The organism is Pseudoleptotrichia sp. (genome assembly GCF_057270515.1).
The window spans coordinates 133,657-152,324 of sequence record NZ_DBHIXS010000001.1 but is presented as its reverse complement, the minus strand read 5'-3'; the positions used below and the strand labels follow the sequence as shown (position 1 = coordinate 152,324).

The 18,668-nt window shown below is 31.9% G+C and carries 15 protein-coding genes; 6 read left to right on the top strand and 9 right to left on the bottom strand.

Translation table 11 applies throughout. The annotated features are described in order from the left end of the window. Nucleotides 1-3 precede the first annotated feature (3 nt). From ACO5J6_RS00675 to ACO5J6_RS00645, 7 genes are all read right to left on the bottom strand, one after another. Nucleotides 4-1,158 (bottom strand): ISL3 family transposase, encoded by a 1,155-nt coding sequence (locus ACO5J6_RS00675; protein WP_485641419.1) that lies wholly within the window; start codon nucleotides 1,156-1,158, stop codon nucleotides 4-6. Nucleotides 1,159-1,527: 369 nt separating this feature from the next. Further along, nucleotides 1,528-2,157 carry a PepSY domain-containing protein gene (locus ACO5J6_RS00670; protein WP_485641418.1) on the bottom strand — a complete coding sequence of 210 codons (630 nt, stop codon included), beginning with the start codon at nucleotides 2,155-2,157 and terminating at the stop codon, nucleotides 1,528-1,530. A 31-nt stretch (nucleotides 2,158-2,188) separates the two neighbouring features. Next, complete coding sequence (locus tag ACO5J6_RS00665; RefSeq protein WP_485641417.1) at nucleotides 2,189-2,782, bottom strand: PepSY domain-containing protein; 594 nt, start codon at nucleotides 2,780-2,782, stop codon at nucleotides 2,189-2,191. A 27-nt stretch (nucleotides 2,783-2,809) separates the two neighbouring features. Further along, nucleotides 2,810-3,130 carry a PepSY domain-containing protein gene (locus ACO5J6_RS00660; protein WP_485641416.1) on the bottom strand — a complete coding sequence of 107 codons (321 nt, stop codon included), beginning with the start codon at nucleotides 3,128-3,130 and terminating at the stop codon, nucleotides 2,810-2,812. Nucleotides 3,131-3,269: 139 nt separating this feature from the next. Continuing rightward, nucleotides 3,270-4,619: a sensor histidine kinase gene (locus ACO5J6_RS00655; RefSeq protein ID WP_485641415.1), complete on the bottom strand. Its 1,350-nt coding sequence runs from the start codon at nucleotides 4,617-4,619 to the stop codon at nucleotides 3,270-3,272. Beyond that, complete coding sequence (locus tag ACO5J6_RS00650) at nucleotides 4,612-5,298, bottom strand: response regulator transcription factor (RefSeq protein ID WP_485641414.1); 687 nt, start codon at nucleotides 5,296-5,298, stop codon at nucleotides 4,612-4,614. Before ACO5J6_RS00650 ends, ACO5J6_RS00655 begins: the two co-directional genes overlap by 8 nt. Further along, entirely contained in the window at nucleotides 5,279-6,505 is a 1,227-nt protein-coding gene (locus ACO5J6_RS00645; protein WP_485641413.1) for a replication initiation protein, read from the bottom strand. The genes ACO5J6_RS00650 and ACO5J6_RS00645 overlap by 20 nt, the downstream gene beginning before the upstream one ends. Before the next feature lie 290 nt (nucleotides 6,506-6,795). Here ACO5J6_RS00645 and ACO5J6_RS00640 point away from each other — a divergent pair, with 290 nt between their 5' ends. Continuing rightward, a complete protein-coding gene (locus ACO5J6_RS00640) occupies nucleotides 6,796-8,367 on the top strand; it encodes an alpha-glucoside-specific PTS transporter subunit IIBC (RefSeq protein ID WP_485641412.1) in 1,572 nt (523 codons plus the stop codon). A 152-nt stretch (nucleotides 8,368-8,519) separates the two neighbouring features. Continuing rightward, complete coding sequence (locus ACO5J6_RS00635) at nucleotides 8,520-9,842, top strand: 6-phospho-alpha-glucosidase (protein WP_485641411.1); 1,323 nt, start codon at nucleotides 8,520-8,522, stop codon at nucleotides 9,840-9,842. A gap of 123 nt (nucleotides 9,843-9,965) precedes the next feature. Here ACO5J6_RS00635 and ACO5J6_RS00630 read toward each other — a convergent pair whose 3' ends face one another. Together ACO5J6_RS00630 and malQ are read right to left on the bottom strand one after the other, a co-directional pair. Continuing rightward, entirely contained in the window at nucleotides 9,966-10,673 is a 708-nt protein-coding gene (locus ACO5J6_RS00630) for a GntR family transcriptional regulator (RefSeq protein WP_485641410.1), read from the bottom strand. A gap of 227 nt (nucleotides 10,674-10,900) precedes the next feature. After that, nucleotides 10,901-12,412 carry a 4-alpha-glucanotransferase gene (gene malQ / locus ACO5J6_RS00625; protein ID WP_485641651.1) on the bottom strand — a complete coding sequence of 504 codons (1,512 nt, stop codon included), beginning with the start codon at nucleotides 12,410-12,412 and terminating at the stop codon, nucleotides 10,901-10,903. 275 nt (nucleotides 12,413-12,687) lie between these two features. On the opposite strand from malQ, the gene ACO5J6_RS00620 reads away from it, so the two are divergent. The 4 genes from ACO5J6_RS00620 to ACO5J6_RS00605 all read left to right on the top strand — a co-directional run bounded on the left by ACO5J6_RS00620 (nucleotide 12,688) and on the right by ACO5J6_RS00605 (nucleotide 18,551). Further along, nucleotides 12,688-13,479: an endonuclease/exonuclease/phosphatase family protein gene (locus ACO5J6_RS00620; protein ID WP_485641409.1), complete on the top strand. Its 792-nt coding sequence runs from the start codon at nucleotides 12,688-12,690 to the stop codon at nucleotides 13,477-13,479. A 126-nt stretch (nucleotides 13,480-13,605) separates the two neighbouring features. Further along, nucleotides 13,606-15,183: an alpha-glucoside-specific PTS transporter subunit IIBC gene (locus tag ACO5J6_RS00615; protein ID WP_485641408.1), complete on the top strand. Its 1,578-nt coding sequence runs from the start codon at nucleotides 13,606-13,608 to the stop codon at nucleotides 15,181-15,183. 66 nt (nucleotides 15,184-15,249) lie between these two features. After that, complete coding sequence (locus ACO5J6_RS00610; protein ID WP_485641407.1) at nucleotides 15,250-16,572, top strand: 6-phospho-alpha-glucosidase; 1,323 nt, start codon at nucleotides 15,250-15,252, stop codon at nucleotides 16,570-16,572. A 251-nt stretch (nucleotides 16,573-16,823) separates the two neighbouring features. Further along, nucleotides 16,824-18,551 (top strand): glycoside hydrolase family 13 protein, encoded by a 1,728-nt coding sequence (locus ACO5J6_RS00605; protein WP_485641406.1) that lies wholly within the window; start codon nucleotides 16,824-16,826, stop codon nucleotides 18,549-18,551. The last annotated feature ends 117 nt before the right edge of the window (nucleotides 18,552-18,668 follow it).

Below are 18,668 nucleotides of genomic sequence, written 5' to 3'. Positions count from 1 at the left end.
ATCTTAAGAGATTCTAAGCTGAATAAGCTTTTTAAGGTTGTCGAATTTTTTTATCCCGTAAGATAGCCTCTTTATTACTTTTATCTTGTTATTTTTACCTTCAACAAATCCATTATTTATATTATATTTTTGTATATTATTTATTTCTTTTTCCCAGTTTGATAATGTTTCCCCTAACTTAATGCATTCCTTTATTCCTGACTCCCTTAGTTCTCCTATCAGGTTCTTCAGTTCATAACTGAATATAGTAACATCCTTTATTTCAAATATACTGAAAAATTTTGTCCTAAGATCATAAGCCCTTGAAAATATCTCTGAAAGGTTCTTCAGTTTCTTTAGTCTCTTCTTCTGTGAAGGACTGAATGTACTGTTTGGATTCTTTGCTATCAGCTTCCAGTATTTCTTGTATTCCCTGTACTTTATGTCTGAATTGAATAATCTTATCCTCACATCCCTTATCATCCAGTTTGCTTGCCTTATGACATGATATTTGTCTGCTACAATATCAGCATGTGGAAGACAGGAATACACTGTATTCCTGAACTGCATAAACATGTCCATTCCAACCTTTTTTATACTGTCTTTATGACAGAGAAGGAATTCCCTTATGGTTGATGATTTCCTGTCCTTTAAAATATCTATCAGGATATGGTTTGTATCATATATTGCCAGCTGATACTTTTCTTTATCTGCATTCCCCTTAAATTCATCAAGGTATACAGTTTCATAGTCCAATTCCTGATGAGGAACTTCAATGTCATGAAATATCCTCATGACAGTTGATATGCTAGTATTTTCTTCCCTTCCTATTTGAGTGAATGACTTCATCTCTGAAAGTTTTCTTCTTATTTCATCCTTGATTTCGTTTGAGATGCTGCAGTTTCTGTCTACAATATCTATTGAGGAAGTTGTTCTTTTATTGCATACAGGACAGACATACCTCTGTTTTTCTATATGAAGTATGACTTTCCTGTTTCCGTAACTGAGGCTTCTTATTGTAACAGTCCTGTAGTCATGTATATTCATTTTTCTGCCACAGCAGTTCTGCCTTATATCAGCTCTTATTCCATATACATGGTAGGTGTCACAGATAAGTTCCACTTTTTTTATTTTTACATCTTTTATTTCAGGTCTGAATGTGGTAAAATTATTTTGCATAAATACAAATTTCTTTCTTATGTTATTTTGGCAAAAACATAATACTATGAATTTGTTATTTATGCTATTTTTTTATTTCTTTTTCCACCCCCATATATATTATAGAGCCTGAAATAAAAAATCAGTATATTTTAACTGTATTGACTGTTTTCTATTTTTATTTTTCATACTGATATTATATATAAGAAGATTAAGGAACTATTTATTTTATCAGATGAATAATAAAAATATCTACAGAAAATATTGTTTCAATACCGATTTTTTATTTATATAATATTTTTAAAAATATAATTAGTTATTTACTACATTCTATTTATTATGTCAGTTTTAATTAGCTCTAAGTTAGCTTTAACAGCTCTAAACAATATGTTAGTCTTTATTTACTTCCCAACTCAATATTTCTCCTGTCAGAGCATCTATATCGAATTTATATTCAGTGTAATTGTAGAGAATTTTTCCTTCGTAGACAACTCTGCCGTTTTCCTTATCCAGTTTAATTCTGACAACATCGCTTCTTTTAGCTCCTGAAACTCTCGATATAGCTATTTCTTTGGCTTTTTCCTCTCCGATGTAGTTAGTTTTATCTACTTTTGTTTTATCGGTTGAACCGTTAGTAACAGTAGTTTTTCCTGTATTTGTATCAGGAAGAGTGCTTATATTTACGCCTAAATCTTTCTGGTTGTAACTTATTATTTCTCCTGTGTTTGCATCGATGTCATACTGATATCTTTTCTTTTGAGTATAAAATTCAATTTCATAAATAAATTTTCTGTTTTCTTTGTCTAATTTTATTTTAGAAATTTTTGCTTCTTTTTTAGGAACTTTTGAATGAGAAATAGCCAATTCTTTAGCTTTTTCAATGGAAATCTTTATATCTGCATTGGAAATTTTTATTTTTCTGGGTTCATTTTTACTTGCATAACTGTTAGTAAAAAAGGCAGTTACCAGTATAAATAATGCCAACAGTCCCAGACTTGCAGCTAAAAATCTATTTTTCATAGTAATTCTCCTTTCTTATCTCTGCTTTAACTTAAAAAGAAGTAAAATCTGTCTCTTCAGATTTGGTAATATCCCCTTTAAAAGCATTGAGGGTAAATTTATAGTCTTTTCCTTTGGAAATAACTCTGACTTTGTATACAGGAAGATTATTTTCTTTATCTATTTTTATTTCGTATATTTCTTCTTCCGTAACTTCAGGCATTTTATTGAGAATAATTTCCTTGACTTTGTCATTTCCTATATAATTTGCATTTGAGCCAAGATAATCTCTGCTTCTTAAGGAATAATTCAAAATTTTTCCTTCATTTGAACCTACAATGTAATTGTAATCATTAGTATCGGAATTAAGGACGATTTTGTAAGTAAGTTCCTTATCTTTCTGTTCCATAAGAATTTTACTAACGTTGGCATCATCTTTAGTCAATCCTGCATGAGCAAGAGCAATCTCTTCAGCTTTAACAAAGGTAATCATTGGTTTTGCATCGACTACCTCTTTATATTTTATTTTTGTAGCTTGGGGTTCTCTTCTCTTTTTATTACTTTTTTTTCTTGTATTAGCCGCTATGAGCGTAGTTCCTGATAAAATAATACCAAAAAGTATTATCATTATAATTTTATTTTTCATCAAATTCTCCTTTAAAATTTATGTTGATTAGTCTCTGTCAACATCCCAGCTTACGACTCTTCCTGTAACAGCGTCAATATCAAATTCATACTCAAAACCGTTATAAAGAACTTTTCCCTCATAAACCATTCTTCCGTCCTCACGGTCGAGTTTTAACTTTACTACATGACGATTTTTCGCTCCGGGAATCCTTGAAAGGGCAATAGCTCTTGCTCTACTTTCTCCAATGTAGCCTTTCTGACTTTTAGTTGCATAATTTGAATATGAAATCTTTTTACCTGCTGCAAAAGATGACAGTCCTAATATAGTTATTCCTAATAATGTTATTTTTAAGATTTTATTTTTCATAATTTCCTCCCGTAATCTTTAATAGTTATTTTTTATGTATAATCATTATATCATAAAAATATTAAAGAAAAATGAGAGGTATAAATTTTTTGTTTGTTTCGGAAAAGATTTCCTAACAATATACTTTAAAATTAACAGGTTAAAGATTATAAGGCAGTTCAAAAGTAAAAATACTTCCTTTTCCAAGTTCACTTTCCACTGAAATAGTTCCTTTATGAGCCTCTACAATCCATTTGACCATAGATAGTCCAAGACCTGCATTTTCTCCTGTTCTGGACGGATCCGCCTGGAAAAACCGTTTCCAGATTTTTTCTATATTTTCTTCTGAAATCCCTATTCCGTTATCAGAAATTTTTCCAATGATTTTATTATTATTTTTGAATACTTCCACAAGGATATTTCCATTTTCCTTACCATAAGTAATAGCGTTGGAAATAAGATTTATAAAAAGTCTCATAATCATTATTTCATCACCTTTTGTATGTATATTAGGAGTGATATTTTCATTAATTGTAATATTTTTTTTATCGGCACTGCTTTTCTGGGAGTCGATTACAATTTCTGCAAGTTCACTTATATTCAGAACTTCTATATTGAGTTTCTGATGTCCTCTGTCTATCCTTGCCAGAGTCAATAGCTGAGAAATAAGGCGGGAAACTTTTTTGGACTCCTGAAGAACAATTTTCAAAGTATCTTTTGCTTCTTCAAGGGATTGGGAATTTTCTATTCCATATTCACATTGGGAAATAATAACGGATACAGGTGTTCTAAGTTCGTGAGATACGTCGGAAGTAAATCGGGCTTCATTCTCAAAAGAACTCTGTAATCTGTCAAACATCGTATCAAAGGTGTTTGCTAAAGTAGAAAGCTCGTCATTTCCTTTACCCAAATTTATTCTTCTGGATAAATCATTTCCTTCATTGATTTTTTCGGCAATACTTCTTATTTTTTCAATAGGCTTGAAAGAATTATTTGCTATGATATAACCGTTAATGGCTGTAAATATAAGAAAAAACGGAAATATTATTAAAGAAATATAAAATATAGTTTCAAGGGCATTTTCAGATTCCGAAGCCGAAATAACTCCTCTCACTTTTATATCTCCGTATTCTCCATAAGTTTTTTTTGCCTGATAAATATACCATTTTTTCTTATTATTTTTGACAGTTTTTATCTCACCGTCCGTCAAATGCAAGTCGTCTTTCATAAGCAGAGGATAATCGCCGTAAATAAATCCGTTTTCATCATAAATAGATATATGGACATTGTTATTTAAAGTAATGAGGTCGCTATCTATATCAAGTTCATTTTCATAAAAATCAATCTCCTGAAAAGTTCCTGTAACGGTATTTTTGAGATTTTTATAAACAGCATTTCTTATAATGTTTTCACTTATATAGAAAATAAGTCCTAAAAAAGTTATTATAAGGGCTATCATAAGACCTATATACCAAAATGTAATTTTTGATTTGATAGAAAGTTTACTCATTTTCGACCTTCTCCACTTTCAGAACATAACCTACACCTCTTATTGTATGTATGAGTTTAGGAGTATAGTCATCATCTATTTTTTTTCTTAGATATCTCACATAGACATCAATCACGTTCGTTCCTCCCTCATAGTCATAGTTCCATATATGCTGCTCGATTTTATCCCTTGTGAGAACTTTTTCTTTGTTTCTAATCATATATTCAAGTATGGTAAATTCACGAGCGGAAAGTTTTATAGTATTGTTGTTTCTTGTTACCGTCTGGGAATCACAGTCCACTATTAAATCTGCTATTGTAAATACATTGTTTACATTGTTTGAAGTTCTTCTCAGCATAACACGTATTCTGGCGAGAAGTTCGTCAAAAGCGAAAGGCTTTACAAGATAGTCATCCGCTCCATAATCAAGTCCTTTTACTCTGTCATCAATACCGTCTCTCGCGGTCAGGAGCAGTACGGGAGTTTTTATATCCTGAGAACGTATTTTTTTCAATACTTCAAATCCGTCCAGTTTCGGTAACATAATATCCAGAATGACGGCATCATAGTCAGTGGAAAATATATAATCAAGGGCTTCTTTCCCGTCAAAGCAGCTGTCTACTCCATATTTTTCCAGTTTAAGTTTTTTGACAATTATGTCATTCAGATTTTTTTCATCTTCAACTACCAGTATTCTCATTTTTACCTCTCTTTCCTAATTTTTTAATGATTTTATCAGGTAAATAGACCCTGATAATAGATTTTTTGTTTAAACAATATTTTACATAAATTTCTATTTCTTCATTGGAAAATTCAAATATATCCTGATCTTTAAAAAAACGAATATTTTTTAAATTTATAACTCCTGTAGTATATTGTAACATATCTATTTTAGGATAGTAAGTTTTGATTATATTAATATTCTGCATAAGTATATTATATAGGATAACAGGAGATTTAACAACCTCATTTATATTTATATACAGTTTTAATTTGTTGGCTGCCAAATCAAGCAAAAGAGCCTTTTTCAATTTTTTTTCGAAATCATCGGAAGAATAATTTTTCAGGCATTCTATATTGTCATATACATATTTATGTCCTTTTTTAGCGGAATACATAAGAAAAAGATTATATATTTTTTCAGGATTAGTAATCCTGTCTTTGACCAGTTCCAGCATTTTGTATATAGCTTGGTCATAAAGTACGGGAATTTGTCTTGATTTATTTATTGTAAAATTAATCGCGGTAATTTTATTACTCCCTTTTAATCCTGATTTGACTTTTTTATATTCAACATTGAAATCTGTAAAAGTATTAATATCTGAAATAGCTTTTTTCAGGACATATCTTTCAAAATCAAAAAATCTTGGATATTTGTCAGTAGAATTCAGATATTCTTTTAAGGAACTCAGTGGAATAGCAAATTCTTTCTTGTTTTGAGCCGTTTTTATAATATTGTTGTAAAGGCTAAATGAAATTTGCTCTTCCATAAATATAAATTTTTCAATTTCCAATAAGGAAAATATATTTTTCTGATTGGAAAAACAGTATTTAAATTCATCAGTAAAAAAAATCTGGCAGAAATTTGCGTTAATTATAAAAGATGAAATAAGAGCAAAAGAGCCTGAATATTTTCCTGATTTGACAGGTATTTCAAAAAATATCTGTTTTTCCATAAGTTTCTTTAGAAAAATGTTGAAATCCTTTACACTGTCTAAATTTAACGTAGTAATTATTTCATTCAATTCAATTTCCAGTTTATTCAGTGATTCAGGGTAGGAAATAATCTTGAAGAAAAGTAATTTCAAAAACAGTCTTTCTTTTTTTGTAGTTATTTTGGAAAATTTCAAATTTATATCGCTTTTTACATTGTTTACAATATTTTGTGAGAAATATATATTTTTCAAGTTATAATACCTCCTAAAAAACGAAAAAAATTTATATTGTTTCCGTTATAAAATTATATGAAAATTTAATATTATTTAATTATCAAAGCACAAACGAAAAAAAATATATAGTTTTCCGTCTTTTTAAAATTATATTGTAAATAAATAAAAAAATCAAGAGGATAAATAATATTTTAATAAAAAAAATAAAAAAGAGTATTAAAAAAATTGCTTTTGACAAACAGAAAAATGTGAGGTATACAAGAGGTATCCAAAGAAAAAATTAAATAAAAAGTTTTAGGAGGTCATTTATGCTGAAAAAAATTCAACGTTTTGGCGGGGCAATGTTTACGCCCGTATTGTTTTTTGCTTTTGCAGGAATAGTAGTGGCTATAGCATCAATAATGAAAAATTCTCAAATAATGGGAGAAATGGCTAAAAAAGGTTCGAGCTGGTTTAAATTCTGGAAATTTATCGAAGATGGAGGTTGGACGGTGTTCAAACAAATGCCTCTGTTATTTGCCATAGGATTGCCTATCGGACTGGCAAAAAAGGCAAAATCAAGGGCATGTCTGGAAACATTTGTACTTTACTGTACTTTTAATTATTTTGTAAATGCTCTGTTAACACTGTGGGGGTTCGGTGTGGATATTAAACAGGAAATAGGTGTAACAAGCGGATTAGCGGAGATAGCAGGTATAAAAACTTTAGATACAAGTATTATAGGTTCAATAATAATAGCAGGAATAGCTGTTTATCTTCACGAGAAATTTTTTGACACTAAACTTCCTGATTTTCTCGGAGTATTTCAAGGTTCGGTATTTGTATACATAGTAGGCTTCTTTGTGATGATACCGTGTGCTTTGGTTACAGTTTTAGTGTGGCCGAAAGTACAGCTGGGAATATTTCAGCTGCAAGGTCTGTTAGTTGCTTCGGGAGTCGTAGGGGTGTGGATTTATACATTTCTTGAGAGAATACTCATACCTACAGGACTGCATCATTTTATATATGGACCTTTTATATACGGTCCTGCAGTCGTAGAGGGAGGTTTGAGAACTTACTGGGCGGAGCATATGAATGCTTTTGCAGCGAGTACGGAGCCTTTAAAAGCATTATTTCCTCAAGGGGGATTTTCAATCCACGGTAATGCCAAAGTTTTCGGTTCTCCGGGGATTGCCCTTGCAATATACGCTACTGCTAAACCGCATAAGAAAAAAATAGTTGCAGGACTTTTAATATCAGCGGTATTGACAGCGGTAGTTTCAGGAATAACTGAACCTCTTGAATTTACTTTCCTGTTTGTAGCTCCTCTGTTGTTTGTTATCCATTCATTGCTGTCGGCAACAATGTCAGCGATAATGTATATATTAGGCGTAGTCGGTTATTTTGGAGGAGGGCTAATAAACTTTTCTTTGCTGAACTGGATACCTATGTTTAAAAATCATAAAGAAGTAATGTTTACGCAGATATTTATAGGGCTTATATTTACTGCAGTTTATTATTTTCTGTTTAAGTTTTTAATTGAAAAGATGAATTTGAAAACTCCCGGCAGGGAAGACGATGAAGAAGAAACAAAATTATTTACGAAAGCGGATTATAAAGCGAAAAAGGAAAGAAAAGAATTTGGAAACAGTCTGTATTCAGAGCAGTCCATTAAAATACTGGAAGCACTCGGAGGGAAAAGCAATATCGAAGAATTAAATAACTGTGCCACAAGGCTTAGAGTAAGTGTTAAAGATGAAAAAGCGGTAGCGGCAGACGATGTGTTTAAAAAAGTCGGGGCTCACGGAGTAGTAAGAAAAGGAACTGCAATACAAGTAATTATAGGGTTATCAGTTCCACAAGTCAGGGAAGAAATTGAAGAAATTATGGAAAAAAGTTAAATAATGAAGTTGAATGACAAAGTTGGAGAAAGTTGGAGTTGAATAAGGAAGTTAAAAGAAATCAAAAAATAAAGTTAAATAAAGAAATTAAAAAAGAAATTAAACAAGCAAAAAATAAAAAATGGAAAATAAAAAATAGGAGGAAAAATATTATGAAAAAATTTTCAATCGTAATAGCAGGGGGAGGAAGTACGTTTACTCCGGGTATAGTGTTGATGTTATTGAATAATCTTGAAAAATTCCCTATAAGACAGATTAAGTTTTATGATAACGATAAAGAAAGACAGGAAATTATAGCTAAAGCATGTGAAATAATGATAAGGGAAAAAGCTCCCGATATAAAGTTCGTCTATACTGTAAATCCTGAAGAAGCTTTTACTGATATAGATTTTGTAATGGCACATATAAGAGTAGGAAAATATGCCATGAGGGAAAAAGATGAAAAAATACCTTTGAAACATGGAGTGTTAGGACAGGAAACTTGCGGTCCGGGAGGTATAGCTTATGGAATGAGATCTATAGGAGGGGTACTCGAAATAGTAGATTACATGGAAAAATATTCTCCTGACGCTTGGATGTTGAATTATTCTAATCCTGCGGCGATAGTAGCCGAAGCTACAAGAAGGCTTAAACCCCACTCAAAAATACTGAATATATGTGATATGCCCGTAGGGATAGAAAACAGAATGGCTGAAATGCTTGGATTAAAATCAAGAAAAGATATGGTAATAAGATATTTCGGATTAAACCATTTCGGCTGGTGGACAGATATAAGGGATAAAGAAGGGAACGATTTAATGCCTGAATTGAGAAAAAAAGTGGAAGAAATAGGTTATAATGTTCCAATCAAAGGAAAAACAGTTGAAGCAAGTTGGAGCAGCACATACACAAAAGCTAAAGATATATGTCTATTAGATCCTGCTACATTGCCTAACACGTATCTGAAATATTATTATTTCCCTGATTATGTAGTTGCTCATTCAAATCCCGAACATACAAGAGCAAATGAAGTTATGGAAGGAAGAGAGAAAATTGTATTCGGTGCATGCAGAGAAATTATAGAAAAAGGAACTTCTGACGGGGTAAGCCTCCAAGCAGGAGCACATGCTACTTATATAATAGATTTGGCAAGGGCAATAGCGTATAATACACATGAGAGAATGCTGCTTATTGTAGAAAATAACGGAGCAGTATCCAACTTTGACCCGACAGCTATGGTTGAAGTACCATGTATAGTAGGTTCTAACGGTCCTGAAAGAATTTGTCAGGGAAAAATACCGCAGTTCCAAAAAGGGCTTATGGAACAGCAGGTTTCAGTGGAAAAACTGACCGTAGAAGCATGGATAGAGGGTTCATATCAGAAATTATGGCAGGCTATAACACTGTCGAGAACAGTGCCGAGTGCAACGGTTGCCAAAGCGATACTTGACGATTTGATAGTGGCTAACAAAGGATACTGGCCTGAATTGAATTAAAAGACAGATAAATATATTGTTTTTGACATTTTATTATATACGCATAAAGTTTAAAAAAGTGTAAAAAATAAAATTTTGAAAAATTTCACGAATATTATTTTTACACTTTTTTTATTAAAAAATTTATCTTTTAGCAACGATAGAAAAAGTAAACTTGTCGGGGCGATAGGAAATGGTTCCGTACTGGAAAAGATGTCCGTTAGATAAATAAGCATAAGTCTCAATCTCTACAACCATATCAAAATCCTTTAAATCCATATATTTTTTTTCTTCAGGATTTGCATATCTGAATTTGATTTCTCTGCGGGAATGGGATATTTTCAGGTTTAGTTCTTTTTCCAGATGTTCATAAATGGACTTTTGAGCTATTTCTTTACTTAAAAAGGGAACAATTCTTCTATCAAAATATGAAACGTCATATTCCAGATTTTCTCCGTCTAAAGAACGAGTACGAACTATTTTATAAAAATCGTCATTTTTGGAAGCCTGAAAAATATTCATCAATTTTTCGTCTTCCTGAACTATATACAAGCTAATCAAATTAATTTTTATATTCAGATTTTCAGCTTTATTCAATTCTTGAGAAGTCTGTATGGAAGAAAGAGATATATTTTTTAAATATCCCCTTTCAAGAATTAATGAATTTTTCCCTTTTATTTTCTGAATATAGCCTTCCAGTTCAAGAATAGAAAGAGCCTTTCTTATCGTATCTTTGGAATAGGAATATTCTTTTGCCAGTTCAAATTCGCTTTCAAGAAATTCTCCCGGTTTTAAAATCCCTTCTTTTATTTTATTTTTGATATCATTATAAACTTCCTTATACTTACTCATATTATGTATTTCCTTTCATAATGTAATAATGGCTTAATATAGTTATATAATGGCAGCTATATCATACATAAATTATGTATTGGAACCAAGTAAAAATAACAGTATACGGTATTAAAAAATACAGTATAAAAAAATTACAAAAAATGATTGTTTTCAAAAAGACTGTTTCGGAAATAGAAATTCTTATTCTAAAAATTTTCCATTTCTGAAACAGACTATTTTAAATATTATCTTGAATATATTTCAGTAAATTTTGCAATTTTTTCAGCCAGTTCGTCAGTAAGTTCACCTTTTTTCAGACGCCATTGCCAGTTTCCTGAAGCTACTCCCGGAGTATTTATTCTGGCATTACTTCCAAGAGCAAGAAAATCCTGAACAGGAGCAATAGCAATGACTGCGACGGAACTCCATGCTCCTCTTATGGCGTCCCAGTTAAATTCAGCCGTATCTCTTGAGTTCAGATAATCCATTGCAAATCTTCTGTCTCTTTCATTAGCTTTTTCAAACCAGCCCATAATAGTATCATTATCGTGTGTTCCTGTATAAACTACACAGTTTTTAGGATAAGTATGAGGCAAATAGTCATTTTCCTCTCCCGAATCAAAAGCAAAGCCTAAGATTTTCATTCCCGGGAAGCCGGTATTTTCTCTTAAATCAATGACTTCCTGTGTAAGATTTCCCAGATCTTCAGCAATTATAGGTAAATTTCCGAGTTCATTTCTGATTGCATTGAATAAATCAATTCCCGGTCCTTTTTCCCATTGACCGTGTTCTGCTGTTTCGTGACCGAAAGGTACTGCCCAGTAAGATTCAAATCCTCTAAAATGGTCTATTCTTATGATGTCGCAAATCCCAAGATTTACTCTTACCCTGTCAATCCACCATTTATAATTTGTTTCTCTCAATCTGTCCCAGTTATAAAGAGGATTTCCCCAAAGTTGTCCTGTAGCACTAAAATAATCAGGCGGAACACCTGCCACTTTTACAGGTTTTAAATCATGGTCAAACTGAAAAATATCAAGGTTTGCCCACACATCTGCACTGTCAGCAGCCACAAATATAGGTATATCTCCTATTATTTTTATACCGTTTTCATTGGCATATCTTTTTACATCTCCCCATTGTTTGAAAAATAGGAATTGTACAAATTTTTGATATTCTATTTCGTCTTTAAGAATATCTCTGTATCTATTCATGGCATCTTCATGTCTAAATTTTATGTCATGTTCCCATTCATTCCAAGGCAGACCGTTAAAATGTCCTTTCAGAGCAATGAATAAAGTGTAATTTTCCAGCCATTCCTGCTGTTCATGCTTAAATTTATTGAATAAATTATTTAATGAATTTTCAGACATATCATTGGAATAATTGTTTCTGAAATTTTCAAATGCCTTTCTTAACAATGGATATTTTTGATTATAAATAGCTCCGTAGTCTATATATTCTTCATTATCACCGAAAAATACTCCGTTCAAATCATCTTCCGATAATAAATGGGCTTCAATGAGCAAATCAAAATCAATAAGATAAGGGTTTCCCGCAAAAGATGAAAAGGACTGATACGGAGAATCTCCATATCCTGTAGGACCTAAGGGGAATATTTGCCATAATTTCTGCTTGGATTTTTTCAAAAAATTAACAAAATCAAAGGCTTCTTTTCCTAAACTTCCTATACCGTATTTTCCCGGAAGTGAAGTAGGATGAAACAGAATACCTGAACTTCTTTCAAACATATATATTTCCTCCTGAAATTAATTTATATTTTAACTATATCCTATTTTTATCAAAAAGTCAACGTTTTCATAAAAATATTAAAAAAATAAAAAACATTTACGTAAATGTATTGACAAATTTAGAGATAAGAGCTATAATTTTCAAAATAATATATGGCATAAAAATATTAAATATGCTAATATTGAGATATAAAATAAATGATTAAAATAAATGATATTAAATATAAATAATATAAATACAGATAATATAAAAAAACTAAAATTTTGAAAGGAATAATAATATGAAATTGCTTACAATAAACGTACACGCATGGATTGAAGAAAATCAGGATGAGAAAATGGAAACATTAGCAAAAGTAATTGCAGAAAAAGATTATGACGTGATAGCTATGCAGGAAGTGAACCAGTCAATGAACAGCCCAGTTTTATTTAAAGCGATAAGACAGGATAACTATGGTTGGGTACTTTTGGAAAAAATAAGCAAATACACTGACAGGACTTATTATTATCATTGGAGCAATTCCCATATCGGATACGACAAATATGATGAGGGTCTTGCAATAATAACAAAACACAGACTTTTGGATGTTGACGAATTTTACTGCACAAGGGCACAAAGTGTAAATACCATTATTTCAAGAAGAATTAATAGTGCGACGATAGAGTATAAAGGGCAGTTAATGGAGTTTTATACTTGCCATATGAATTTGCCTGAATGTGAAGAAGAAAAAATGTCTGACAATATTCAGACAATCCTTGGAAGAAGTAGGACGGAAAATTTGAAAATATTAATGGGAGATTTTAATACTGATGCTATAAACAGTCCAAAAAACTATGAGAATATTTTAGCTCAAGGTTTGTACGATACTTATACTTTAGCCGTCGAAAAAGATAACGGAGTTACTGTAGGCGGGAATATAGACGGTTGGGATACGAATAAGCAGGAAAAAAGGATAGACTATATATTCAGCAATAAGAAAATAAAAGTTTTAAGTAGTAAAGTCATATTTAACGGGATTAATTTTCCTGTAGTATCCGACCATTATGGAGTTGAAACTGTTATTGAAATATAATAAAGAAATATAATAAATAAGAAATATGTAAATGAATAAAAATTTTTAAAAAGATTTTCGTAAATGTGTTGACAATTTGAAAAATTGTGGTATAAATATATTAAATAAATCTTAGGAGGTATTTTTATGTTGAAAAAAATTCAACGTTTTGGAGGAGCAATGATGACTCCTGTACTATTATTTGCATTTACAGGGTTAGTAGTAGGTATAACGTCTGTACTGAAAAATGAACAGATTGTAGGAAGTATTGCAGAACCTACGACAAACTGGTATAAATTCTGGCAGGTAATAGAAGAAGGAGGTTGGACTGTATTCAGACAAATGCCTTTACTGTTTGCTATAAGCTTGCCTATAGGGTTGGCAAAAAAAGCAAATGCAAGAGCTTGTATGGAAGCATTCGTACTTTATTGTACTTTCAATTATTTTGTTGCTGCATTTCTGACATTATGGAATTTTGGAGTGGATATGTCTCTGGATGCAGGGGGAACAAGTGGACTTTCCATGATTGCAGGGATCAAGACACTTGATACAAATTTATTTGGAGCAATAATTATTGCAGGAATAGCTGTATATTTACATGATAAATTTTTCGAGAAAAAATTGCCTGATTTTCTGGGAGTATTCCAAGGGTCGGTATTTGTATATATAGTAGGATTTTTTGCTATGATACCTTGTGCTTTGGCAACAGTTCTTATATGGCCTAAAGTTCAGTTGGGTATAAATGCTTTACAGGGAGTATTGGTTGCTTCGGGAGCCTTTGGAGTATGGATTTATACATTCCTTGAAAGAATACTTATTCCTACAGGGTTACATCATTTTGTTTATACTCCTTTCATATTCGGACCGGCAGTCGTTGAAGGAGGAATACAGACATACTGGGTTCAGCATATAAAAGAATTTGCTGTAAGTGCGGAACCGTTGAAAGCATTATTTCCTCAAGGAGGATTTGCCCTGCATGGTAACTCCAAAATATTCGGAGCAATAGGGATAGCCCTTGCAATGTATGCTACAGCAAAACCTGCAAACAAGAAAAAAGTGGCAGGATTACTTATACCGGTTGTATTTACGGCAGTTATTTCAGGAATAACTGAACCATTGGAATTTACTTTCCTGTTTATTGCACCTGTATTATTTGCAGTACACGCATTCCTTGCAGCTACAATGGCTACAACAATGTATATTTTCGGAGTAGTCGGAAATATGGGAGGAGGCTTACTCGACTTTATATTCCTGAACTGGCTTCCTATGGCTAAAAATCATTCAGGAACGATTATCACGCAAATTGTAGTCGGATTTATCTTTACTGGTATATATTTTATCGTATTCAAATTATTAATTGAAAAAATGAATTTAGCTACTCCGGGTAGAGGAGAAGAAGATGAGGAAGCTAAATTATACACAAAAGCTGACTATAAAGCTAAAAAAGGAGAAGGAGATACTTCTACAGGCACAAAAAATGACCAGTATTCAGATCAGGCTTTGATTATACTTGAAGCTTTAGGAGGAAAAGACAATATTGAAGACCTGAATAACTGTGCTACAAGATTGAGAGTCAGTGTAAAAGATGAAAATGTTCTTGCTCCGGATTCAGTATTCAAACAGGCTGGAGCTCACGGGGTATTGAGAAAAGGAAAAGCTGTACAGGTAATTATAGGTCTGTCCGTTGCACAAGTAAGAAATAAAATAGAAGAATTAATGAGATAATTAATATAAAACTAAGGAAAAAGGAATAAAATTAGAAATATAATTTTTTAAAACAGGAGGCAAAAAATGAAAAAATTTTCAATTGTAGTAGCAGGCGGAGGAAGTACATTTACTCCGGGTATAGTGCTGATGTTATTGGAAAATCTTGAAAAATTTCCTATAAGACAGATTAAGTTTTATGATAATGATGAGGAAAGACAGGAAATTATAGCTAAAGCGTGTGAAATACTTATAAAAGAAAAGGCTCCTGATATTAAATTTGTCTATACTGTAAATCCTGAAGAAGCTTTTACAGATATAGATTTTGTAATGGCACATATAAGAGTAGGAAAATATGCCATGAGAGAAAAAGACGAAAAAATACCTTTGAAACATGGAGTATTAGGACAGGAAACTTGCGGTCCGGGAGGTATTTCCTATGGAATGAGATCCATAGGAGGGGTACTCGAAATAGTCGACTATATGGAAAAATATTCTCCTAACGCTTGGATGTTGAATTATTCCAATCCTGCAGCGATAGTAGCCGAAGCAACAAGAAGGCTCAGACCTGATTCAAAGATACTGAATATATGCGATATGCCTATAGGAATCGAATTAAGAATGGCTGAAATGCTTGGATTAAAATCAAGAAAAGATATGGTAATAAGATATTTCGGATTAAACCATTTCGGCTGGTGGACAGATATAAGGGATAAAGAAGGAAACGATTTGATGCCTGTACTAAGGGAAAAAGTTGCAAGAGTGGGGTATAATGTAGAGATAGAAGGAGAAAATGTAGAAGCAAGCTGGAGTGAAACATTTACAAAAGCTAAAGATGTATATGCCTTAGACCCTGCCACAATGCCAAATACGTATCTGAAATACTATTATTTCCCTGATTATGTGGTTGCCCATTCAAATCCTGAACATACAAGAGCAAATGAAGTTATGGAAGGAAGAGAAAAATTTGTATTTGGAGAATGCAGAACTATAGCTGAAAAAGGAAGTTCTGAAGGAACAAAGCTTCATGTGGATGACCATGCCTCATATATAGTTGATTTGGCAAGGGCAATAGCATATAATACACACGAGAGAATGCTGCTTATTGTGGAAAATGACGGAGCAGTATCAAACTTTGACCCGACAGCTATGGTTGAAGTACCATGTATAGTAGGTTCTAACGGTCCTGAAAGAATTTGTCAGGGAAAAATACCGCAATTTCAAAAAGGACTTATGGAACAGCAGGTTTCAGTAGAAAAACTGACTGTAGAAGCATGGATAGAGGGTTCATATCAGAAATTATGGCAGGCTATAACGTTATCAAGAACAGTACCAAGTGCAACGGTTGCCAAAGCGATACTTGATGATTTGATAGTAGCTAACAAAGGATACTGGCCTGAATTAAAATAAAGAGATTTGTAAAATATAAAATAATATCCTGTAAAATAAAGATGTTTGTATAATGTTGTATAATAAAGTAAAAAATATATTTATCTGTTTGTCAAATTTGTCAAAAATTTATAAATATAATTTTTTACTTTATTTTTCTATCATAAAGTTTTTTCAGAATAGATTTTGAGATAGAATTAAGTGAATAATAAAAATTAAATGGATAATAAAAGATAAAAGAAAAATAAAATCGGATAACGAAAGGAAGAATAATGAGTAGAGATAAATGGTGGAAAAGAGAAGTGGCTTATCAGATATATCCGAAGAGTTTTTATGACAGTAATAATGACGGCATAGGAGATATAAACGGGATTACTCATAAATTGGACTATCTGAGTGATTTGGGAGTAACATTGTTATGGATATGTCCTATTTTCAAATCGCCTATGGATGATAACGGTTACGATATTTCAGATTATTATGATATTGCTCCTGAATTTGGAACATTGGAAGATTTGGACAATCTAATAAACGAAGCTAAAAAGAAAAATATAAAAATAATTCTTGATTTGGTAATAAACCACACTTCGGACGAGCATGAATGGTTTCAGAAAGCACTGAAAAATCCTGAAAGCAAGTACAGAGATTATTATATTTTCAAAAGAGGGAAAAAAGACGTCCCTCCGACTAATTGGAGAGGTCATTTCGGTGGCTCCGTCTGGGAAAAAGTGGAAGGAGAGAGAGATAAAGACGGTAATGAAATGTACTATTTGCATTTATTCAGTAAAAAGCAGCCTGATTTAAACTGGGAAAATCCCGAAGTCAGAAAAGAGCTTTATAAAATAGTCAACTTTTGGTTAAAAAAAGGAATAGCAGGATTTAGGGTAGATGCTATCAATTCTATAAAAAAAGATCAGAGATATTTAGACTTACCTGTAGACGGAGAAGATGGACTGGCTTTTAATATAAAATATACACTTAATCAGCCGGGAATTGAAGAATTTCTGGATGAACTGAGAAATGAAACTTTTAAGAAATATGACTGCGTTACTGTTGCCGAAACTCCTCTGTTGGAATATGAGAGATATGATAAATTTATAGGAGAAAATGGATTTTTTTCAATGATTTTTGATTTTAACTATGCCGAAATAGATATGAAAGATGACGGAGCTTATTTTAATAGAAATGATTTTACAGTGAAGGAGCTAAGGGAAAAAATATTTGATAGTCAGCTCATAATTCAAAAATACGGTTGGGGAGCACCTTTTCTTGAAAATCACGACAGTCCGAGAAGTATTGATAAATATTTCGGTGATAATATTAATGATGAAGATGCCGTAATAATTTCCAAATTACTTGGAAACCTGTTTTTCTTTTTACAGGGAACACCTTTTATCTATCAGGGACAGGAGCTTGGGATAAATAATTTCAAAAGGACGTCAATAGAAGATTTTGATGATATTGCGAGTAAAGACCAGTATTATCGTGCTTTAAAAGAGGGATTTAGCAGTGAAGAAGCACTATATTATGTAAATAGAAGAAGTCGGGACAATACGAGAACTCCTTTTCATTGGGACAGTTCCGAAAACGGCGGATTTTCCAGGGCAGTTCCGTGGATAAAAATGAATGAAAGTTATAAAAAAGTCAATGTCGAAATGGAAACAGAGGACAAAAATTCAGTCCTGTCCCATTATAAAAAGATGATAGAATTAAGACAGAAAAGTAAATATTCAGATTGCTTAATTTATGGAGAATTTGTGCCGTTAGATTTAAAAAATGATGAGATTATTGCTTATTCAAGAAAAGATAATAATTATGAATTAATCTGTATAAATAATTTCTCTTCAAAAAGTCAGGAGATAGATTTAAAAGGAGATTTAAAAGATAAATTTTCAGTAAAAGAAATATTGCTTGTAAATATTGAAGATATTCAAATAAATGAAAACAGAATAAATTTAAAACCTTATCAGTCGTTTGTCGCAAAAATTGAAAAATTATAGAAAATTTATTTGAAAATATATTTGTCTGTATAAAACTATTTCAAAAACAGTAAAGATAATTATAAAAAATAATTCACTCAATAGTTCAATTTAACTGTCTTAATTTGACAAAAAAAT